The sequence below is a fragment of the Pseudomonas sp. PAMC 26793 genome (assembly GCF_000313235.1).
Classification (GTDB): Bacteria; Pseudomonadota; Gammaproteobacteria; order Pseudomonadales; family Pseudomonadaceae; genus Aquipseudomonas; species Aquipseudomonas yamanorum.
In genome coordinates, this window is record NZ_AMXG01000054.1 from 183908 (window position 1) to 205837 (window position 21930).

General features: G+C 59.6%; 17 protein-coding genes. 10 read left to right on the forward strand and 7 right to left on the reverse strand.

The window, feature by feature from the left end; genetic code table 11:
• Positions 1-119: 119 nt before the first annotated feature.
• The 3 genes from D109_RS0128680 to nfuA all read left to right on the forward strand — a co-directional run bounded on the left by D109_RS0128680 (position 120) and on the right by nfuA (position 4159).
• On the forward strand, positions 120-2411 hold the full coding sequence (locus tag D109_RS0128680; RefSeq protein ID WP_017479949.1) for a fatty acid cis/trans isomerase: 2292 nt from the start codon (positions 120-122) through the stop codon (positions 2409-2411).
• An 81-nt stretch (positions 2412-2492) separates the two neighbouring features.
• Positions 2493-3515, forward strand: coding sequence for an acyltransferase (locus D109_RS0128685; protein WP_017479950.1), 1023 nt, complete (start codon positions 2493-2495; stop codon positions 3513-3515).
• Positions 3516-3574: 59 nt separating this feature from the next.
• On the forward strand, positions 3575-4159 hold the full coding sequence (gene nfuA / locus D109_RS0128690) for a Fe-S biogenesis protein NfuA (RefSeq protein ID WP_003210817.1): 585 nt from the start codon (positions 3575-3577) through the stop codon (positions 4157-4159).
• Between the two features lie 825 nt (positions 4160-4984).
• On the opposite strand, the gene D109_RS0128695 is transcribed toward nfuA, so the two are convergent.
• Positions 4985-5776, reverse strand: coding sequence for a crotonase/enoyl-CoA hydratase family protein (locus D109_RS0128695; protein ID WP_017479951.1), 792 nt, complete (start codon positions 5774-5776; stop codon positions 4985-4987).
• A gap of 423 nt (positions 5777-6199) precedes the next feature.
• On the opposite strand from D109_RS0128695, the gene D109_RS0128700 reads away from it, so the two are divergent.
• Complete coding sequence (locus tag D109_RS0128700) at positions 6200-7873, forward strand: DEAD/DEAH box helicase (RefSeq protein WP_003209050.1); 1674 nt, start codon at positions 6200-6202, stop codon at positions 7871-7873.
• Between the two features lie 69 nt (positions 7874-7942).
• Here D109_RS0128700 and D109_RS0128705 read toward each other — a convergent pair whose 3' ends face one another.
• Entirely contained in the window at positions 7943-8710 is a 768-nt protein-coding gene (locus D109_RS0128705; RefSeq protein WP_017479952.1) for a class III extradiol ring-cleavage dioxygenase, read from the reverse strand.
• Positions 8711-8811: 101 nt separating this feature from the next.
• On the opposite strand from D109_RS0128705, the gene D109_RS0128710 reads away from it, so the two are divergent.
• Positions 8812-9468: a thiopurine S-methyltransferase gene (locus D109_RS0128710; protein ID WP_017479953.1), complete on the forward strand. Its 657-nt coding sequence runs from the start codon at positions 8812-8814 to the stop codon at positions 9466-9468.
• A gap of 52 nt (positions 9469-9520) precedes the next feature.
• On the opposite strand, the gene htpX is transcribed toward D109_RS0128710, so the two are convergent.
• Both htpX and D109_RS0128720 read right to left on the reverse strand, forming a co-directional pair.
• A complete protein-coding gene (gene htpX, locus D109_RS0128715; RefSeq protein ID WP_003209055.1) occupies positions 9521-10408 on the reverse strand; it encodes a protease HtpX in 888 nt (295 codons plus the stop codon).
• A 314-nt stretch (positions 10409-10722) separates the two neighbouring features.
• Positions 10723-11934, reverse strand: coding sequence for a pyridoxal phosphate-dependent aminotransferase (locus tag D109_RS0128720; protein WP_017479954.1), 1212 nt, complete (start codon positions 11932-11934; stop codon positions 10723-10725).
• Positions 11935-12136: 202 nt separating this feature from the next.
• Between D109_RS0128720 and msrB the strand changes: the two genes are divergently transcribed.
• The 3 genes from msrB (at position 12137) to D109_RS0128735 (ending at position 13596) form a co-directional block, all read left to right on the forward strand.
• Positions 12137-12529: a peptide-methionine (R)-S-oxide reductase MsrB gene (msrB, locus tag D109_RS0128725; protein WP_017479955.1), complete on the forward strand. Its 393-nt coding sequence runs from the start codon at positions 12137-12139 to the stop codon at positions 12527-12529.
• Between the two features lie 132 nt (positions 12530-12661).
• Entirely contained in the window at positions 12662-13147 is a 486-nt protein-coding gene (locus tag D109_RS0128730; protein WP_003209061.1) for a glutathione peroxidase, read from the forward strand.
• A complete protein-coding gene (locus D109_RS0128735) occupies positions 13144-13596 on the forward strand; it encodes a MarR family winged helix-turn-helix transcriptional regulator (protein WP_017479956.1) in 453 nt (150 codons plus the stop codon). The genes D109_RS0128730 and D109_RS0128735 overlap by 4 nt, the downstream gene beginning before the upstream one ends.
• Here D109_RS0128735 and D109_RS0128740 read toward each other — a convergent pair.
• A complete protein-coding gene (locus tag D109_RS0128740) occupies positions 13580-15889 on the reverse strand; it encodes a response regulator (RefSeq protein ID WP_017479957.1) in 2310 nt (769 codons plus the stop codon). The genes D109_RS0128735 and D109_RS0128740 overlap by 17 nt on opposite strands.
• Positions 15890-16056: 167 nt before the next feature.
• Here D109_RS0128740 and D109_RS0128745 point away from each other — a divergent pair, with 167 nt between their 5' ends.
• Both D109_RS0128745 and D109_RS0128750 read left to right on the forward strand, forming a co-directional pair.
• The gene (locus D109_RS0128745; RefSeq protein ID WP_003209065.1) at positions 16057-16947 is read left to right on the forward strand and encodes an ATP-binding protein; all 891 of its coding nucleotides are present in this window, start codon (positions 16057-16059) and stop codon (positions 16945-16947) included.
• A complete protein-coding gene (locus tag D109_RS0128750; RefSeq protein ID WP_017479959.1) occupies positions 16944-17426 on the forward strand; it encodes a GAF domain-containing protein in 483 nt (160 codons plus the stop codon). The genes D109_RS0128745 and D109_RS0128750 overlap by 4 nt, the downstream gene beginning before the upstream one ends.
• Positions 17427-17471: 45 nt before the next feature.
• Here the strand turns inward: D109_RS0128750 and D109_RS0128755 are convergent, their stop codons facing one another.
• Together D109_RS0128755 and D109_RS0128760 are read right to left on the reverse strand one after the other, a co-directional pair.
• On the reverse strand, positions 17472-21104 hold the full coding sequence (locus tag D109_RS0128755) for a transporter substrate-binding domain-containing protein (protein ID WP_026078282.1): 3633 nt from the start codon (positions 21102-21104) through the stop codon (positions 17472-17474).
• A gap of 8 nt (positions 21105-21112) precedes the next feature.
• Positions 21113-21739: a response regulator transcription factor gene (locus D109_RS0128760; RefSeq protein WP_017479961.1), complete on the reverse strand. Its 627-nt coding sequence runs from the start codon at positions 21737-21739 to the stop codon at positions 21113-21115.
• Positions 21740-21930 lie beyond the last annotated feature (191 nt).

Below are 21930 nucleotides of genomic sequence, written 5' to 3' on the forward strand. Positions count from 1 at the left end.
ACCTGTGCGCTTTTAGAGCATGTGCCGGGTTTACATGAATATCGCTCATGTTGGCGAGGGTGTTACATCGGTAGAATCGACTGCTTTTTCACTGCACGCATTGAATCGGGACCGGGAACATGTCACTTCGCCTCATCGTCAGCGCCGCGTTTGCGCTGTTCGCCCTCACCGCACAGGCAGAAGGTCCCGCCCCGGCGATCTCTTATACCCGTGACATCCAGCCGATCCTCACCGAGAAATGCGTGGCCTGCCACGCCTGCTATGACTCGGCCTGCCAGCTCAACCTCGGCAGTGCCGAAGGTGCCGCACGTGGCGCGACCAAAGTACCGGTGTATGACGGCGACCGCAGCCAGGCCAGCCAGCCCACCCGTTTGTTCTATGACGCCTTCGGCAAGGCCGCCTGGCAGCAAAAGGATTTCTACTCGGTACTCGACGCCCAGGGCAGCCAGGCTGCACTGATGGCGCGCATGCTGGAGCTGGGGCATAACGCGCCGCTCGCGCCCAACGCCAAACTGCCCGACGACATCGTGTTGGGCCTGAACCGCGAAAATACCTGCCCGATGCCGGGGGAATTCAACGCCTACGCAGGTAACCACCCGAAGGAAGGCATGCCGCTGGCCGTCACCGGCCTGACCGACCAGCAGTACCAGACCCTGCAACGCTGGCTGGCCTCCGGTGCACCGATCGACGAACAAGGCCTGGCCCCCAGTGCCCAGGAAGCCTTGCAAGTGCAGCAATGGGAAAACCTGTTCAACCAGCCCGGCGCCCGGGAAAGCCTGGTGGCGCGCTGGTTGTTCGAGCACCTGTTCCTCGCCCACATCTACTTTGAAGGCGGCGAGCCGGGGCATTTCTTCCAGTGGGTACGCTCGCGCACCCCGAGCGGGCAGCCGATCGACCTGATCAACACCCGCCGCCCCAACGACGACCCGGGCACCCAGGTGTACTACCGCTTGTGGCCGGTGCAGGGGGTGATCGTGCACAAGACCCACATCACCTATCCGTTCAGCGCCGAGAAAATGGCCCGGATCAAGTCGCTGTTCTACACCCATGACTGGCAGGTGAACGCCTTGCCGGGCTACGGGCCGGGCCGGCGGGCCAACCCGTTCGAGACCTTCGAGGCGATTCCGGCCAAGGCGCGCTATCAGTTCATGCTGGATAACGCCGAATACTTCGTGCGTACCTTTATTCGCGGGCCGGTATGCCGTGGGCAAATCGCCACGGACGTGATCCGCGACAACTTCTGGACCCTGTTCCAGGACCCCGACCACGACCTGTACATCACCGATGCCCGCTACCGCGGCCAGGCCACGCCGTTGCTGGCGATGCCGGGGCAGATTGATGATGTGGGCAGCGTGCTCAGCCTCTGGCTCAAATACCGCGACAAGCGCAACGAGTACGAAGCGTTGCGCCGGGACAGCTATGCCAACCTGCCGCCGCCGAGCTGGGCTTCCCTGTGGGCGGGCAACGATAACGCCTTGCTGAGCATCTTCCGCCACTTCGACAGCGCCTCGGTGACCAAGGGCTTGATTGGCGAAGTGCCGCAAACCCTGTGGTTGTTCGACTATCCGCTGCTGGAGCGCACCTACTACCAGTTGGCAGTGAATTTCGATGTGTTCGGCAACGTTTCCCATCAGGCCCAGACGCGCCTGTATTTCGACCTGATCCGCAACGGCGCCGAGCAGAACTTCCTGCGCTTGATGCCGGCGGACTCGCGGGATGATTTCCTCGACGATTGGTACCAGAACAGCGGCAAGGTCAAGCTGTGGATGGACTATGAAGCCATCGACGATGACAAACCCACGGGCCTGAAACTTGATGAAAAAGATCCCAAGCGCGACTTCGCCAACCAGTTGCTGGCCCGTTACGGCGACCTGAACGCGAGCCCGGACCCGATCAACCGTTGCATCAGCGCCTATTGCTCGCGCCCCGGCATCGACCCGGCGCTGCAGGACGCCGAACAGGCCCTGAGCCGCCTGACCAATCGCCCGGCGGCGGGGCTCAAGGTGATCGACCTGTTGCCGGAAGCGACCATGCTGCGCATCGAAACCCGCAGCGGCAAACGTGAGATGTACAGCCTGTTGCGCAACCGCGCCCATAGCAACGTGGCCTTCATGCTCGGTGAGGCTTATCGCTATCAGCCGGGCCTGGACACCGTGACCATCTACCCGGGGGTGCTGAGCAGCTACCCGAACTTCATGTTCAACATACCTGCGGAGCAAGTACCGGAGTTTGTCGCTGCCATGGAGAATGCCAAGGACGCCAATCGCTTCGAGAAAATTGTCGACCGCTGGGGCATCCGCCGCAGCCATCCGCAGTTCTGGCAGTACTTCCACGACCTGTCGCAGTACATCCGCGAAACCACGCCGCTGGAAGAGGGCGTGCTGGACATGAACCGCTACGAGAATCTTTGATCGACCTTTGACCGTCGACGACTGTCCCAAGCCATAGGCACCGGAATAACCGGTGTTGATGGTTGGGAGAGCGGGTCGACGATGTTGATTTCAGTACAGGCACTGCGCGCCCTGGCGGCCTGGACCGTGGTGGGTCATCACTTCATGCAGATTTTCTTTGGTTTCCAGGCTGATTCGGCGCTGGGCCATCTGTTTGTCGACAAGGGCGCGGCGGGCGTGGATGTGTTTTTCGTCATCAGTGGTCTGGTGATCTTCCTTTCCACCGAGAACAAACAGCTGCCGCCCTGGCGATTCCTGGTGTATCGCCTGCTGCGGATCGTCCCGGCTTACTGGTTCTACACGGTGTTGATGGCGCTGCTGGTGGTGTTTGCCCGGCCGGTGTTGCCGGACCAGAGCGTCGATGCGGCCCATGTGTTGATGTCCTTGCTGTTCATACCTTCCGAAAATCCCGGTGGTTATGGGGTGTACCCGACACTGAATGTCGGCTGGACCCTGAATTACGAAATGCTCTTCTACGTGCTGTTTGCCTGGGCGCTGCTGTTTCGCCGGCAGTGGCGGGTGCTGGTGGTGGGCGCGTTACTGTTCGCGGTGTGCCAGGCGTGGACGTCGTTTGGCTGGATCAGCGATTTCTATCGTTCGGACATCGTGTATGAGTTCTTGCTGGGGATTGGCATCGGCATGCTGTACCGCAAGGGCTGGATTCGCCCCGGCCTGTGGCTGCCGCTGGTGGGTATTGCCGGTGCGCTGCTGGCGATCTATCACTGGCCGGCATCGCCGCGGGCCCTGACCTGGGGCTTGCCGAGTGCGGTGCTGGTGGTGGCCTGTATCTCGATGGAACGCTATTTCGAGCGCAGCCGCCTGCTCAAGGTGATGGGGGACTGTTCCTATTCGGTCTATCTGATGCACGTGCTGGTGCTGTCAGCCGGCGGTTTTGTCGCCCAGCGTTATGGGGTGAATGCCTACGTGATGCTCGGCGTGTGCGTGGTGCTGATCGCCCTTGGGTCGCTGGCCAGCTATCACTGGCTGGAAAAGGGTAGCTATCGTCGGCTCAAAGGCTGGTTCGATGGCGACGAACGGTTTGTTCTTTCCCGACAAAAATACTAGGACTTTGTACCTCGGTAATAATTTGGCGTAAACTGCCGGCAAGCCTGCGAGGAGTTTCCATGACCGCTATTACCATTACCGACGCCGCCCACGATTACCTGGCTGATTTGCTGTCGAAGCAGAACACCCCGGGCATCGGGATCCGCGTCTTTATCACCCAGCCCGGCACCCAGTACGCGGAGACGTGCATTGCCTACTGCAAGCCGGGAGAAGAAAAACCTGAAGATACGGCGCTGGGGCTGAAAAGCTTCACGGCGTATATCGATGCGTTCAGCGAAGCGTTCCTTGACGATGCAGTGGTTGATTACGCCACTGATCGTATGGGGGGCCAACTGACCATCAAGGCGCCGAACGCCAAGGTGCCGAACGTTAATGCGGATAGCCCGATTAACGAGCGTATCAACTATTACCTGCAGACCGAGATCAATCCCGGGCTGGCCAGCCACGGTGGTCAGGTGAGCCTGATTGATGTGGTCGATGATGGTATTGCTGTGTTGAAGTTTGGTGGCGGTTGCCAGGGCTGTGGCCAGGCGGACGTGACCTTGCGTGAGGGGATTGAGCGTACGCTGCTTGAGCGGGTTCCGGAGCTCAAGGGTGTGCGGGATGTGACTGACCATACGCAGAAAGAAAACGCCTACTACTGAGGGTGTTCGTTGCGGATGTGGAGAAAACGGCGCCCCGTGAGCGCCGTTTTTTTATGGTTTGGGTTAGGTATGTTGTGTACATATCCGTTGCTGCGGTAACGGCTACTTAGGGTTCCGCTCTTACAGCGGGTCACTTTTGGCAAACGCCCCAAAAGTAACCAAAAGGTCTTTGCCCCACCACTCGGTGCCTCGCCTAGGCTCGGCATGCCCGCACTCCGGCCCGGTTCCGCGGGCCGCCGCGACGGGCCATCCATGGCCCGGCGCGGCTAAATCGGCATCCCTGCCGATTTACCCGCTCCACCGTGCCTACTTGCGGCCGTCGTGGTTAACGGGGCTTGCAGATCAAGATCAAAATCAAAAGCAAGAGCACAGCGGCCTCCCGGCCGGCTTGAGTGTTAAAAGCAGAGGCAAGATCCAGAGCGGAAGCAGAGCTGCTTTTCTGTGGGAGCGGGCTTGCTCGCGAAAAACCTGAGAGCGCCGCGTTCATCCAGAATGCCAGCGTCATCGTTAACGACCTTCGCGAGCAAGCCCGCTCCCACATTTGGACCGTGCCCGCTTTAGCTTTTGATTGTGCTGTTGCTCTAAAACACTCAAGCCGGCCGGGAGGCCGCTGTGCTCTTGATCTGCTTTTGATCTTGATCTTAGGCGCCCCATTAAACCACGCTGGCCGGAGTGGGCACACCGAGCCTAAGCGAGGTGCCGAGTGGTGGGGCAAGAGCGTTTTGCTTACTTTTGCGCTCTTCAAAAGTGAGCCGCTGTAAGAGCGGAACCCTAAGTGGCCGTTACAAAAACAATGGATATGTACCCCGCCCCAAGCCCCCCCCATCAACAGCCTTTAAAAACCCCAGGCCGCTTCTCGACCATCGCCCGTACACCTTCCTTGGCATCCTCACTGTTCAGCAGTTTCTCCACCAAAACGGGCAACCCGGCCGCCGCCGCGGTCTCCCCCTCGATCCGTGCCTGGCGCGCCGACATCAGCGTGGCCTGCACCCCCAGCGGTGCCTGCTGTGCAATGCGATTCGCCAGCACCACCGCCCGGGGCAACAAATCCTCGCTGGCCATCACCTCCTGCACCAACCCCAACCGCAGCGCTTCATGGGCATCAAACTCATCCCCCGTGAGCAACCAGCGCATGGCATTCCCCCACCCCGCGATCTGATGAAAACGCAACGTCGCGCCCCCAAAAGGAAAAATCCCACGCTGTACCTCCATCTGCGCAAAGCGGGTATTGCTGGCACACAGGTTGATATCCGCCGCCAACATCAACTCGATACCAATGGTCAGGCAGTACCCCTGAGCCGCAACAATCACCGGCTTGCTGACCCGGGGCCCCGCGAAAACTCCCCACGGATCACAGCCACCCAGAGGCGGTTGCCAACCTTGTGCCATCGTCGGCCCGACATTGGCCAAGTCCAACCCGGCGGTAAAATGATCGCCATGCCCGAAGACAATGGCCACCCGCGCCTCCTCGTTGCGATCAAATTCGCCATACGCCAGGCTCAGCTCATTGAGCAATTCCAGGTCGAACGCATTGCGCTTGGCCACGCGATCCAGACCCAACAACAGGATATGGCCCTGCTGTTCACGGCTGACGCGGCTGCTGCTGGCTTGGTTCATGGGGTGTGCCCTCGGGCGCAAAGGGAGGTTTCGGACCGAAGGGCCCGCTGTGAAAGGTGAAGCGTTTAAGCGTCATGACCAACAGGGCCGGGCCTTTGAAAAATAGACCCGCTTACCGCAATGCGCAAAGCCTTTGATGCAGAGCTGTTCACCTGTGTTTTCCGATAAAAAAAGCTCCCTTTTTCAGCGATTTCCGGTATAGTGCGCGCCGGCCTTTAACCGGGCCGCGTTTAGGTAGCGCAATTCCCCGAAGTCAGCTTCGGCTGCACGTCCGCACAGCGGACTCTTCCTTGACGAATCTTTTTCATTCATTCGTTTTCGCAAATCCCCGCCGACAAAGCAGCCAGGGCGACTCTTGAGTCTCAACACGGCATGCGCAGCTTTGGAGCATGGGTCTTTGCGGATGCACTTAGAGGCAGACCCATGACCCAGGAAACCGGCGGCTTCGCCGCTTTTAATCTTAACCCGAATATTCTTGCTGCCGTCATCGCGACTGGCTACGAAGAACCTTCGGCTATTCAGCAGCAATCGATCCCGATCATCATGGCCGGCCAAGACATGATTGGCCAAGCGCAAACCGGTACCGGTAAAACCGCCGCGTTCGCCCTGCCAATCCTGCACTGCATCGATCCTGCCAAGCGCGAGCCGCAAGCCCTGATCCTGGCGCCAACCCGTGAGTTGGCGCTGCAAGTAGCAACCGCTTTCGAAACCTACGCCAAGCAAATGCCGGGCGTTACCGTTGTGGCCGTTTACGGCGGCGCGCCTATGGGCCCACAACTGAAAGCAATCCGTAACGGCGCACAGATCGTTGTCGCCACTCCGGGCCGTCTGTGCGACCACCTGCGTCGCGACGAAAAAGTACTGTCGACCGTGAACCACCTGGTTCTGGACGAAGCTGACGAAATGCTCAAGCTGGGCTTCATGGACGACTTGGAAGTTATCTTCAAGGCGCTGCCAGCAACCCGTCAGACCGTACTGTTCTCGGCTACCCTGCCACAGTCGATCCGTGCCATTGCCGAACGCCACCTGCGCGATCCGCAACACGTGAAGATCCAGACCAAGACTCAGACCGTTACCGCGATCGAACAGGCTCACCTGTTGGTTCACGCTGACCAGAAGACCTCGGCTGTATTGAGCCTGCTGGAAGTCGAAGACTTCGACGCCCTGATCATGTTCGTGCGCACCAAGCAAGCGACCCTGGACCTGGCCAGCGCCCTGGAAGCCAAAGGCTACAAAGCCGCTGCGCTGAACGGTGACATTGCCCAGAACCAGCGTGAGCGCGTGATCGACTCCCTCAAGGATGGCCGTCTGGACATCGTTGTGGCGACCGACGTTGCCGCTCGTGGCCTCGACGTTCCACGTATCACTCACGTGTTCAACGTTGACATGCCTTACGATCCAGAGTCCTACGTTCACCGTATCGGCCGTACCGGCCGTGCCGGTCGCGAAGGTCGTGCATTGTTGCTGGTGACTCCACGTGAGCGCCGCATGCTGCAAGTGATCGAGCGTGTAACCGGTCAGAAAGTTGCCGAAGTCCGCCTGCCGGATGCCCAGGCTGTTCTCGATGCCCGCATCAAGAAACTGACCAACAGCCTGTCGCCGCTGGTGGCTGACGCTGAATCGACCCACGGCGACCTGCTGGACCGCCTGACTGCCGATATCGGTTGCACCCCGCGTGCCCTGGCTGCCGCCCTGCTGCGCAAGGCTACCAACGGTCAGGCCCTGACCCTGGCAGCCATCGAGAAAGAACGTCCACTGGTGCCGAACAACGCTCCGCGCGGTGATCGTCCAGAACGTACTGGCGACCGTCCAGACCGTGGTGATCGTGAGCGTCGTGCTCCGGTTCCATTGGCTGAAGGTCGTGCTCGCTGCCGTACCGCGCTGGGCGCGCGTGATGGTATTGCCGCCAAGAACCTGCTGGGCGCTATCCTCAACGAGGGTGGCCTGGCACGTGAAGCAATCGGTCGCATCCAGGTGCGTGACAGCTTCTCCCTGGTGGAGCTGCCGGAAGATGGTCTGGAGAAACTCCTGACCAAGCTGAAGGACACTCGCGTTGCCGGTAAGCAGTTGAAGCTGCGTCGCTACCGCGAAGATTGATCCGCCCTTGGGCTGATTGATCGAACATAAAAAATCCCCGACTGGTTCGGGGATTTTTTTTGCCTGCGATCAGGCGAAACGGTAGATGTCCATGCCCAGCGCGCCCATGGTGAAGCCTTGGTGGGCTGCGCTGAATTCACCGCCGGCACCCCGGGCGAAATACAGCGGCAGCAAATGCTCATCGCTGGGGTGGCTGCGCACGGCATGGGGGGCCTGGCGACGATAGTCGTGCAGGGCGGCTTCATCGTTGGCCGCCAGCTTGCTGACCATCCAATCGCGAAAATCCCGGGCCCAGGGCTCGATGCTCTCGGGCCCGGCATGCCAGTCCAGCTCGCCGAGGTTGTGGGTAATGCTGCCGGAGCCGATCAGCAGCACGCCTTGTTCCCGCAGGCTCGCCAGTGCGTGGCCGACACGGGTTTGCAGGGCAGGGCCCATACGGCTTGGCAGTGATACCTGCACCACCGGAATATCGGCGGCCGGGTACATCAGCGACAGCGGGACCCAGGTGCCGTGGTCGAAGGGGCGCTGGTCATCAATCCGCGCCTCCAGGCCGTCAGCCTTGAGCAATTGGACTATCTCGGCGGCCAATGCCGGGTCACCGGGCGCCGGGTACTGTACGGCGAACAGTTCTCGCGGGAAGCCGCCGAAGTCGTGCCAGGTCTCGGGCGCGGCGCTGCCGGTCACGAGCAAACCCTGGCTTTCCCAGTGTGCCGAGACCACCACAATGGCCTTGGGCCGTGGCAACTCGGCTGCCAGGCGCTTGAGTGCCGGGCCGCTGGCACCGGGTTCCAGGGCAAGCATCGGTGAACCGTGGGAGATAAACAGGCTGGGGAGCATGATCGGGTCCTGAGGGTTAAGATGGGACCATCTTCAATCGGATCATTGATCTAAATCTAATATAAGTTTTAGCGCTATTTGATCAAGTTTTAGGGTGAATCATGGAGCCTGGATTTTGGCATGAGCGTTGGGCGCGCAATCAGACGGGCTTCCATCTGCCCGAGGTGAATCCTTACCTGTTGCGCCATTGGCCCGGCCTGGGCGTGGCGAACGGGGCGCAGGTGCTGGTGCCGTTGTGCGGCAAGAGCCTGGACCTGGTGTGGCTGGCGAGTGTCGGGCATCGGGTGATGGGGGTTGAACTGTCGGAAAAGGCCGTTGAAGAGTTTTTCAGCGAGCAGGAGCTGACGCCACAGATTAGTCAGCGGGGTGCCTTCAAGGTCTTTCAGGCGGGCTCCATCGAACTCTGGTGCGGGGATTTCTTCGCGCTGGATGCTGGCGCAGTGGCTGATTGCCGGGCGCTTTACGACAGGGCGGCGTTGATTGCCCTGCCGCCGTTGATGCGGGAGCAGTATGCCGGGCACTTGAACGGGCTCCTGGCGGGAGGCAGTCGTGGCCTGTTGATCACCCTCGACTATGAACAGTCGCAGAAGGCAGGCCCGCCGTTTGCGGTCAGTGGTGAGGAGGCGAGGCTGCTGCTTGGTGCGCAATGGGGCCTGGATGTACTCGAGGAGCAGGACATTCTGGGTGACAGCTGGAAGTTTGTTCAGGACGGCGTCACGCGCCTGGAAGAGCGGGTGTATCGGTTGACCAAGGGCTGAATCGCACCCACAAAAAAAGGGGCGATCAAATCGCCCCTTCTTCTTGTCGCTGTCAGCCGCGACGACGCAGTGCGTCAATCCGCTCTTCCAGCGGTGGGTGGCTCATGAACAGGCGAGCCATGCCTTGCTTGATGCCACCGTTGATGCCAAAGGCCGTCAGGGTGTTCGGCATATGCACCGGCAAGCCCTGTTCAGAGCGCAGGTGCTGCAGGGCGCTGATCATGGCGCCGGTACCGGCCAGGCGAGCACCGGCTTCGTCTGCGCGGAATTCCCGTTTACGCGAGAACCACATCACGATCGAGCTGGCGAGGAAGCCCAGCACCAGTTCGGCGAAGATCGTCGCCACGTAGTAGGCCATGCCCTGGCCTTGTTCGTTCTTGAAGATCACCTTGTCGACGAAGTTGCCGATGATCCGCGCAAAGAACATCACGAAGGTGTTCACCACGCCCTGGACCAGCGCCAGGGTAACCATGTCACCGTTGGCTACGTGGCCGATTTCGTGGGCCAGAACCGCCTTGATTTCATCGGGCGAGAACCGCTCCAGCAAACCCTGGCTGACGGCCACAAGGGCGTCGTTCTTGTTCCAGCCGGTGGCAAAGGCGTTGGCTTCATAGGCCGGGAAGATCCCGACTTCAGGCATCTTGATCCCGGCTTCGCGGGACAATTGCTCGACGGTTTGCAGCAGCCATTGCTCATGACGGGTACGTGGCTGGGTGATGATCTGGGTGCTGGTGCTCATCTTCGCCATCCACTTGGAGATGAACAGCGAGAAAATCGAACCGGCAAAACCAAAGACCGCACAGAAGATCAGCAGCTGATTGAGGTTCAGATCAACCCCGTTGGCCGCCATGATCCCATTGAAGCCGAAAAGGCTCAGCGTGATGCTGGCAATCAGCACGACCGCCAGGTTAGTGGCCAAGAACAGCAGAATGCGCATCATGGTTGTAGAATTCTCCTCATGCTAAATATGTCGCGTACTGCGGGGTATATAAGGTGCAGCATGGGGCTATTCAACCGAGGGACTATTTCAAACTGTGTCCTACAGCCTGAATGTAGAGCCTTGAAGGGAATTTCCGAGGCCTGAAGCGGCTCGGCTGTCTCGCTCCATTACCTTGCGGCCCTGTAATTATAGGGTGATGCCCGAACAAGGGTGGACCCGTTGAGTGTAAAAGGCGAAGGGGCCCGCGCAGGGCAGAGAAGTGTTGCCAGATAATCGCTGTACGACCTCAGTTGGGCCGTACAGCGCGATGTCCATTACTGGCGATAAGACTTCAGGAAGTTGCCGATGCGACCGATGGCCATCTCCAGGTCATCCACCCGCGGCAAGGTGACCACCCGGAAGTGATCCGGCCACGGCCAGTTGAACGCCGTGCCCTGGACCACCAGCAGCTTTTCCGACAGCAGCAGGTCGAGCACGAACTTCTCGTCATTGAGGATCGGGCACACTTTCGGGTCGATCCGCGGGAAGGCATACAGCGCGCCCATGGGCTTGACGCAGCTGACGCCCGGAATTGCGTTCAGCAGTTCCCATGTGCGGTTGCGCTGCTCCAGCAGGCGGCCTTGTGGCAGCACCAGGTCGTTGATGCTCTGGTAGCCGCCCAATGCGGTCTGGATGGCGTGCTGGCTCGGCACGTTGGCACACAGGCGCATGTTGGCCAGCATGTCGATGCCCTCGATGTAGCTCTGGGCATTGTGCTTGGGGCCGGAAATCGCGATCCAGCCGGAACGGAAACCCGCCACCCGGTAGGACTTCGACAGGCCGTTGAAGGTCAGGCACAGCAGGTCCGGCGCCAGGGAGGCGGTGCAGATGTGCACGGCGTCGTCGTACAGAATCTTGTCGTAGATCTCGTCGGAGAACACCACCAGGTTGTGCTGGCGCGCCAGTTCGAGCATGCCCAGCAGCACTTCCTTGGAGTAGACGGCGCCGGTGGGGTTGTTCGGGTTGATGATCACCAGGGCCTTGGTGTTCGGCGTGATCTTGGCCTTGATGTCGGCCAGGTCCGGGAACCAGTCCGCGCCCTCGTCACACAGGTAATGCACCGGATTGCCACCGGCCAGGGTTACGGCGGCAGTCCACAGCGGGTAGTCGGGGGCGGGCACCAGCACTTCGTCGCCGTTGTTGAGCAGGGCCTGCATGGACATGACGATCAGCTCGGACACGCCGTTGCCCAGGTAGATGTCTTCGATGCCGACACCTTCAACCTGCTTCTGCTGGTAGTACTGCATGACGGCCTTGCGCGCGCTGAACAGGCCTTTGGAGTCGCTGTAGCCCTGGGCGGTCGGCAGGTTGCGGATCACGTCCTGGAGGATTTCGTCCGGCGCTTCGAAACCAAAGGGTGCCGGGTTGCCAATGTTCAGCTTGAGGATGCGATGGCCTTCCTCTTCCAGGCGTTTGGCGTGCTTGAGCACCGGGCCGCGAATGTCGTAGCAGACGTTGGCGAGCTTGTTCGATTTGCTGACCTGCATGGCGATGTGATCCTGAAAATGAACGATCCAGACGGTCTGAGGACTACCGTGCTGAGAATCCTGCGTTGGCCTGACCCATAAATACGTTTGAATGCCGGTAACGCGGGTGCCAGACTGGCGCTTTGAAGAGGCGCAATCATACGTGCCGCCTGATCCATGGAAAAGACACAGATCAGGCTTTTTCAGTTGCCGAGGTGTACCGATGGAAAAGTTGCAGAAAACCGTTGATGAATGGAAAGCCATGCTCGACCCGGAGCAGTACAACGTGTGCCGCCTCAAAGGCACCGAGCGACCGTTCAGCGGCAAGTACAACGGCACCAAGACCGACGGCGTTTACCACTGCATCTGCTGCAATGAGCCGCTGTTCGATTCCAAGGCCAAGTTTGACTCCGGGTGCGGCTGGCCCAGCTTCTACGAGCCGATTGCCGAGCAGGCAATGGTCGAGATTCGCGATATCAGCCACGGCATGATCCGTACTGAAGTCACCTGCGCCAAGTGCGATGCGCACCTGGGCCACGTGTTCCCGGATGGTCCGCCGCCGACCGGGTTGCGTTACTGCATCAATTCGGTGTGCCTGGACCTGGTGCCGCGCTGAACCGTCAAGCTCCTGCGGGCCTTTGCGTCCGCAGGGACCTTTATATCAAGGTATAAGTCCGGGCAATTAAATTGCACACAATTGAATTGCCTACTATCGTTCAGGTCTTCTTATTTCTTTCGAGGCACTGCCATGAGCGACAACCTGCTGAGCATCCCATGCACCACCATCAAGGGTGAGCAAAAGACCTTGGCCGATTTCGCCGGCAAGGCGATTCTTGTGGTCAACACTGCCAGCAAGTGCGGCTTCACCCCGCAATACAAAGGGCTTGAGGAACTCTGGCAGCATTACAAGGACCAGGGGCTGGTGGTGCTGGGCTTTCCCTGCAACCAGTTCGGCAAGCAGGAGCCCGGCAACGAGGGCGCCATTTCGGAGTTTTGCGAGCTGAACTTCGGTGTCAGTTTCCCTCTGTTCAAGAAGATCGACGTCAATGGCAGCGATGCTCACCCATTGTTCGTACAGCTTAAAAAGCAGGCCCCGGGTTTGCTGGGTTCCAAGGGCATCAAGTGGAACTTCACCAAGTTCCTGATCGGCCGCGACGGCCAGGTGGTCAAGCGTTTTGCCCCGACCACCAAGCCTCAGGACCTGACCCAAGAGATTGAAGCCCTGCTCAAATGACCGACCTGTCTTTGGCGCTTGACGACCAACTGTGCTTCAAGCTCTACGCCGCCTCCCGTGCGGTTACCCGGGCCTACAAGCCGATGCTCGATCAGTTGGGGCTGACCTACCCGCAATACCTGGTGATGCTGGTGCTGTGGGAATGGCAGGCTGCAGCGGTGTCGCAGCCTACGGTCAAGGCCTTGGGCGAGCGCTTGATGCTGGATTCCGGCACGCTGACGCCGCTGCTCAAGCGCTTGGAGCAGCTGGCTCTGGTGCGGCGTCAGCGCAGTGCGCAGGATGAGCGTGAAGTGCACCTGAGCCTGACCGATGAAGGTCGACACTTGCGTGACCAAGTGCAGCCGCTGAAGGCCCGTCTGTTGTGTGACAGCGGGGTTGACCTGAACCAGGCCGATGCCTTGCGTGACGGCCTGGATCAGCTGTTGCGACAGATCAAAGACTTGTCGTAGTCGGCACCCACAGGTCGAGCAAGGCCTTGAGTTCTTCCCGGCGAAACGGCTTGGCCAGGTAGTCATTCATGCCTGCCGCCCGGCAGCGCTCGCGCTCCTCGGACATGGCGTTGGCCGTCAGCGCGACAATCGGCAGGTCCGGCCAGCGCCCGCTGCGACGGATTTGCCGGCTGGCCTCATAGCCATCCATCACCGGCATATTGCAGTCCATCAACACCATGTCGAAGCTTTGCTCTTCCAGCAGCTTAAGGGCTTCGCCACCGTGGGCGGCGACGATCACCTCGCAGCCGAGCTTGCCGAGCATGCCCTTGGCCACCAGTTGATTGACCGGGTTGTCTTCCACCAGCAGGACGCGTGCCCGGTGAGCGAGGGGGCCGGTTTCCAGCTGGATCAGGTCAAGCACCACGTCCGTATCGATGCGCAGGTTGCGTTGCAGAATCTGATACAGCGCCGTGCGGCTCAGGGGCCGGGCTTGTTGTTGCAACGGCGCCAGGGCCGCGACTTCTCCGCTTGGCATGAAGTTGCCGTAGGCGGTCACCACCAGGATCGGCGCGGTGATCGACGGGCGCAGGCGAAACAGGCATTCGGGACAGTCGGTGATCAACAGGTCAGGATGCTGCCCGCTCAAGTCATCGTCGATGGAGTAGCGGCGCGGCGTCAGGCCCCAGCTCGGCAGCAGGCTGTTGAGGAGTTCCGCCAGGCCGCTACTGCTGCTGGTGATCGCGATCACGTCCCCTGCCAGCGGCGCCAGGCGTACAGCCGGTAAATGCGTCGGCAGTGGCAGGTCGGCGCAGAACTGGCTGCCAAAGCCGGCCTCGGAGCTGATGCTCAGGCGGCCCTTCATGGCCTCGCACAGGTTGTGGGTCAGTGCCAAGCCCAGGCCGGTCCCGCCAAACTGGCGGGTGATGCCCGCACCGGCTTGGGTGAACGGCTGGAAGATCTTGACCTGAGCATCCTGCGCAATCCCGATACCGGTGTCGCACACCTCGATTCTGACCCGGTCGGCCTGGGCGCTGAGGCGCACGTCCACCCGGCCAAAGCGCGTGAACTTCAGGGCGTTGGACAGCAAATTGCTGACGATCTGCCGTACCCGCGTCGGGTCGCCCAGCACTTGGGCGGGAAACTGTGGGTCGATCAGGCACGTCAGTTCAACGCTGGGTGCGGCGTTTTGCGAGAGCAGGTTGGCGGTGTCTTCCACCAGTGAGCCGAGGTCGAACGGGATGCTTTCCAGTTCCAGTTGGCCGGCGTCGAACTTGGACAGGTCGAGGATATCGTTGAGCAACTCCACCAGCACTTTGCCCGAGTCATGGGCGATCGACAGCTGCTGACGTTGCTCGGCATTCAGCGGGCTGTCGAGGGAGAGGGCGATCATCCCCAGCAGACCGTTGAGCGGCGTACGGATTTCATGGCTCATGTTGGCGAGGAATGCCGCCCGTGCCTGGGCCATGGACAGGGCCGTCATCTTCGCCGCTTCCAGTTCGTCGTTCGACAGCGTCAGTCGATGATTGATGGCCTTGAGTTCGGTGGTGCGCGCAGAAACGATGTCTTCCAGTTGCCCGAGGTATTCAGTCAGGCGGTTTTCGGCGTGTCGGCGTTGCTGGATCTCAGTCTCCATGTTTTCAAACTGCTGGTTGGCAACGTTGACCAGTACGCCGATCTCGTCGTGCTCGTGCCCCGGCGGGCAGTCCAGGCGCTCGTGCTTGCGTGAGCTCAGCTCGCGGATGATGCGCACCAGCGGCTTGGTCAGCATCACGCAGAACAGCGCCAACAGAATGCCGGTGAGGATCAGACTGCGGGCAAAGCCGTTGAGCAGGGTAATCTCGGCGCGGCGCAGGAAGCGGCTGCCGAACGCGTAGGTGTCGACGTCCAGGCGCAATACGCCAAGGGCGTCATTGGGCATATGAGTGAGGTACAGCCGGTCTTCGAATTGGCGGTTGGCGCCAAACAGGAAGTCGCTGATGGGGCGGTAGCTGCTTTCCTTGCGCGCGCGCTGGACATCGGCCAGGACCAAACCGTTGTTGTCGATCAGTTGGGCGCGGGTGATGGCAGGGGAGTACAACAGGCCCAGGGTCAGTTCCTGGGCCAGTTCGGCGTCGATGTTATAGGCGATGCGTGAAGCCGGGTTATGGCTGATTTCAATCAGCGCACGTATTTCCCGGTTGATGGAAGCGTCTTCGCTGGCATAATCAATCCCAATCTGTATCAGGCTGAGCAAGGTTCCCAAGACGAATCCGACCAGCACTGTCAGTCTGGCTTGTTTATAAGACAAGCGGTGGGCGAACTTGATATCCATCGGGTGCTGTACCACTTTACGTTTCCTTTCGCCCGGCAAGCATAGCTGAACATCCACAGGCTCAAACTTGCCCGGCATGAATCGATTTTATTCGGTGCAGCCCTGCACGGTCTGCCCCAGGGTTGCCAATACGCCATCTTTTACAAGAACTTGCCAGAGGAATAGTCGTGGATTCTCGATTGAATGCCTTTCTTGAGCGTGCCGACGCGGTACTGGCTCGCCTGGAGCCCTTGTTACCCGCGCCACGTGAGGCCGTTGACTGGAACCATTGCCTGGCTGCCCGCTGGCAGCGCGAAGGGCGCAGCGGCTTTTTATTGCCGCTGGAAGTCAGCCTGGACATGCGCCTGTCCGACTTGATCGGCGTGGATAAACAGCGCGAACAATTGGCCCGCAACACCCAGCAGTTTCTCGACGGCCTGCCGGCCAACCATGCGTTGCTCTGGGGTTCGCGCGGCACCGGTAAATCGTCCATGGTGCGCGCCTTGCTGGCCCAGCATGCCAAGGCCGGTTTGCGCCTGATCGAGATCGAGCGCGATCACCTGGCGGACCTGCCGCGCGTGGTCGAGCAACTGATCAAATTGCCACAGCGCTTTGTGTTGTTCTGCGATGACCTGTCCTTCGAAGCCGGCGAGAGCGATTACCGTGTGCTCAAGAGTGTACTCGACGGTTCCCTGGAGCAGGCGCCGGAAAACGTCCTGTTGTATGCCACCTCCAACCGCCGTCACCTGGTGCCCGAGAACCAGAGCGACAACGAAAACTGGAAAACGATAGACGGCGAACTGCATCCCAACGAAGCGGTGGAGGACAAGATTGCCCTGTCTGACCGGTTTGGTTTGTGGCTGTCGTTCTACCCGTTCAATCAGGAGCACTTCCTGGATGTGGTCGAGCACTGGATCGGTGAGTTGGCGAGCAAGGCCGGTTTGCAGTGGCAGCGCGATGAAGAGCTGGACATCCTCGCGGTGCGCTGGGCGACCGGGCGTGGCAATCGCAACGGCCGTTGTGCCTATCAGTTCGCCCGCTATTGGGTGGGCCTCAAGTTGTTGGAGCGTCAACCATGATCGATTTGCAACCGTCCGGAGCCGGCCTTGATGGCTACGCCATGCTGCATGCACAGCTGGAATCGCTGTTGGCGGATGAGCGGGATTTCATCGCCAATGCGGCGCAGTTTTCGGCGTTTCTGTTCAACCAGCTGGATGATTTGAACTGGGCGGGCTTCTACCTCAACCGCAATGAAGAGTTGGTACTCGGGCCTTTCCAGGGGCAGATCGCCTGTGTGCGCATTCCATTTGGTCGCGGTGTGTGCGGCGCGGCAGCGGCCTCGCGGCAAACCCAGCGGGTGGAAGACGTGCATGCATTCCCGGGGCATATCGCCTGCGACAGCGCGTCGAACAGCGAGCTGGTGGTTCCGCTGGTCAAGGACGGGCGCTTGATTGGTGTGCTGGACCTGGACAGCCCGTCGCTGTCGCGGTTTACCCCGCAGGATCAGGCCGGCATCGAGGAGTTGGCGGCGATTTTCCTGCGGTTGACCGATTGCTGATGGACTGAGTCTTTTTGTAGGAGCGAGCAAGCTCGCTCCTACCGATTACCGGCGTTCGAGCACGTCCAGTTGCATCTGCAGCATTCTTTCCAGCTCAAGCATGGATTTCTCCATCGCCTTGATACCCACCTCGATAACGTGCTGATTCTCGCCTTGGCCACAGGCCTGCTCCAGCGCCTCGCATTGTCCGGCCAGGATGTCCGCCTGGATGATCCGTGCGGCACCCTTGATCTTGTGAGCCTGCTCGATCAGGTCCTGGGGGGCAGCTTGTTGCGCCAGCAGGGCCATCAGCTCGGCTCGATCATGGCGGCTGCTGCTGAGTAACTCTTCAAGCAGACGCTGGCTCAACTGAGGGTCGCCGCCTGTCATCGCGTCCAGGCTTTGAAGGGTGAACACGCTGCGCATCGGCAGCGGGCAGACTTGTGCCAGTTGCTGTTCCAGCGCGGTGAGGCTGATGGGTTTGAACAGGCAGTCATTCATGCCCGCGTTGAAGCAACGTTGTTTCTCCTCGGGTTGGGCGTTGGCGGTAAAACCGAGTATCACACAGGGCGTTTTTTGCTCACGCTGCTCATACTCGCGGATGGAATGACTCAACTCGTAGCCGTTCATGATCGGCATATTGCAATCGGCAATGACCAGGTCGAAGTGTTCCTCGCGCCAGGCCTGGAACCCCGCAGCGCCATGATGGGCCGCGGTGAACTGATGCCTCAGGAAGCCCAGTTGCTGGCACATGAGCAAGCGGTTGGCAGGATGGTCATCCACCACCAGCACATTGAGTACCGGTGCCGGCGTGGTCGCGGCAGGCTCCAGCTTGTCTACCGCCTTGACCGGCTGCAGGCTGGTCATCTTCAGGCTGACGTGCACCTGGGTGCCCACCATGGGCACGCTGCTGAGGCTCAATTGCCCGCCCATCATGGCGCACAGGCTGCGACAGATCACCAGGCCCAGGCCGGCGCCGCTCCTGGCCAGGTGCCCGGAGTTGTCGGCTTGGGCAAAAGGTTCGAACAGGCGTAACTGGTCTTCGCGATTGATCCCGATGCCTGTGTCCTCCACCACCAGTTTCATCTCGATCTGTTGAGGTTGCCCGGTCGCCTTCAGTTGCACCTTGATCTTCACCTGCCCGCGTTCAGTGAATTTGATCGCATTGCTCACCAGGTTCGACAGCACCTGCTTGAACCGCAACGGATCGATCAGTACGTCGGTGTCGCCGGCATCGGGGGCGAATTCCAGCACCAGGCTCAGGGTTTTCTGACGCGCCAGGCCGTCGAACACACGGACCACCGACTCGATCACCTCGCGCAGGTTGACCCGCTCCGGCGCCAGGCTCAGGCGGCCGGATTCGATGCGTGCGATGTCCAGAATGTCGCCGATGAGCTCCAGCAGGTCCTTGGCCGAGTTGTAGGCGACCTCGATGGCGGGGCGATCGAGGTGCCCCTGGTCGGCACGCTTGAGTGTCAACTCGAGCATGCCGATGACGGCGTTCCTCGGTGTGCGGATTTCGTGGCTCATGGTGGCCAGGAACGTGCTTTTCGCGCGGTTGGCTTCGTCGGCACGCTCCTTGGCGGCGCGAAGTTCATCGAACAACTGGCGCCGTTCGCTGATATCGATCCAGCCGCCAATGATGCCCTGGACCTCGCCCATGGAGTCGCGGTACGGGAGAATCCAGTGGTAGATCGTGAGTTTTTTCCCATGGACATGCAGGGTGCGATCAAGGATCAGCGGTTTACCCTCGGCCACTACCCGCTGATAGTCGGCATGGTATTGGGCCGACTCCGTCTCTAGCGCCATGCTCATCTGGGTGATGCTCTTGCCGATGACCTCTTCACGCTTGACGTCGAACGTCTGCAGGTAGCTGTCATTGCAGGTTTGCAGAAAGCCGTTGTGGTCGCGAACGTAGATCGGGTGAGGCGTTTCATTGACCAGCGCCCGCATGAACTCAAACTGGTCGTTCAGGGCGCGCTCGGCCAGTTTTCGATGCTTGATCTGGCGCTGCAGGTAGCCGTTCCAGGCCAGGGAAATCAGCAGCAGCAGTCCGGTGCCGATGATGATCTGGGCGATCAGGCGGTGGTAATTACGCCAGTAGCCATCGGACGCCGCGTTGTAGCCGCGCCAGCGGCTGTTGATCGCCGCCATCTCATCCGGGGCGATACTCAGCAGCGCCTTGTCCAGAATCGAACTCAGCTCCGTGGCGTCACGGGACGTCGCCAGGGCAAAGGATGCGGGCAACGTGCCGATGCTGGAGCTGATCTGTAATTTGTCCTTGAATGCCGGAGAAGAAAGCAAATAGTTGGCGATCACCAAGGGGTTCACCGCGCCGTCCACTTGCCCTTGTGCCAACAATTCCGATGCTTTGAAGGTATCCCCGGTTTCCACCAGGTTTATCTGCGCAAACGCCTGCTGCAGGAATTTTTCCAGCTGATTGCCCTGGGTGATCGCCAGGCGCTTGCCGGCCATTTGTTCAAGGCTTGTGGGGGTGCCGGCTTCTTTGCGGGTCAGCAATACATAGGAGTTTTCCAGGTAGGGGCGGCTGAAATTCAACCGGGACTCGCGGCCGGTGCTGGGGGTAATTGCGCCGATGATGTCAGCTGCGCCGGTTTGCACCAGTTCGATCATGTTGGCGACGTTACGCTCGTGTTGAATCTTGAAGCGCAGGCCGGTTCGTAGGCGGATCAGCTCCAGCAGATCGGCTGTGACACCCCGGAAGTTGCCGTCGATGTCAAAGAATGTCAGGGGCGCAAGGGTTTCATTGACCACCACCTTCACCACCGGGTGGTCCTTGAGCCAGCGCTCTTCACGCAGGGTCAGTTGCAGCTTGCGGTCGGTCAGGAGAATGTCGCTGCCCGCACTCCAGCGCTTGGCGATGCTCTCGCGTTCATAGGTTGATATGCCATCGAGCACTGAATCGATGATGCTCAGGAGAATGGGTTGATCCTTGCGCAAGGCGAAACTGAATCCGTGGGCTTCGTGCTTGCCGAAGTTGGCCATGCGGATATTTTTCAGGTAGCCCTTGTTGATCATGTAATGAGTGGAAATGGTATCGCCCAGGAATACATCAGCCTGGTCGAATGCCACCGCATTCAAGGCATTTTGATAGGACGAGTAGGCGTGGATGGTCGCCTTTGGATACAGCGCCTGCACTTCATCCATGGGCAGATAGTGGTAGACAAGGCTCAGGCGCAAGCCCGCCAAGCCGTCGCCAAGGTTACGGTTTTCACCTTCACGGGTGACCAGTACCGGCTGATCCACCGCGTAGGGCAATGACAGGACGATGTCGGGATTCGCCGCTTCAAAGCCGTTGGCGGACCCCAGAAAGTCGATATCACCGTTTTCCAGCGCCTGGATCGCGGCCTCCCGGGTGGAGTAGCGCAATACCTTCAGCGGTATTGCCAGCGTCCTGGCCACCAGGCCGGCGTAATCGGCGGTCAGCCCTTCATAATCCTGTCCGCTGGAGGTGATGTCGAAGGGCGGGTAGTCTGGCGCAGACGTGCCCAGTATCAGTTCCCGTTTGTTCTGCAGCCACTGGCGTTGTGTCTTGTTCAGTGAAGTGTCCAGTTGAACGGCACCGGCGCGTCCCAGCAGCGCGTATTGCTCGGGAGCCGTTTGTTCGGCAGGCACGGCAGTGCTGAGGCACACCCCGATACTCAATATGATTAGATAGTCCTTTAAACGCCTGGGCATCCGATTTCTCACACTAGCGCGTTACGTTTTGCCATCTCGATAAGTTCTACCAAGGATTTGGCTTTTAGTTTTTGCATGAGCCTTTTTTTGTAGGTGCTGACAGTCTTGTTGCTGAGGAACATGCCCTTGGCTATTTCCTTGTTTGTCCGGCCTTGTGCGAAAAGTTGCAATACCATGAGTTCGCGATCATTGACGACTTTAAAAAGTTCAAGCTCTTCATTGCAATCTGTTTCATTAGTGCTGCCATTAAGGGCCTGGCTCGGAAAGTAGTTGTAACCTGACAAGACTGCCCTGATGGCGCTCAGTAGCTCACTTAAGTCACCTTCCTTGCAGACATATCCGTCGGCGCCGGAGCGCATGCACCGTGTGGCGAACAGCTTCGGGGTCTGGGCGGTGAGGATCAACGTCTTGGTGGGCGTGCTCATTGAGTTGAATCGGCACAATACTTCCAGGCCGTCGAGTTTAGGAATCCCGATATCAAGGATGATCAGGTCCGGCTGGCACTCCTTGACCATTTGTATTGCGTCACAACCGTTGTCGGCTTCTCCAACTACTTTATAACCTTCATGTTCCAACAACATTCGAATGGCAAGTCGTATAACGGGGTGGTCGTCGATAATAAAAACTGAGTTCATGGTCGTATTCCATACAAGCGCAAATAAAGTCGGCACATTAGCTCACATGGCAATGCAGGAGGATGAGCGTGATGTGGAACAAACGTAAAACAAGAATATTCCTACATCAAAAAAAGCAAGGGATTACGCTCTGTCGGGTATTTGTTGTTCGGGTGTAAGAATTTTGCGTGAGCGGAGTTTGAAAATAAGTG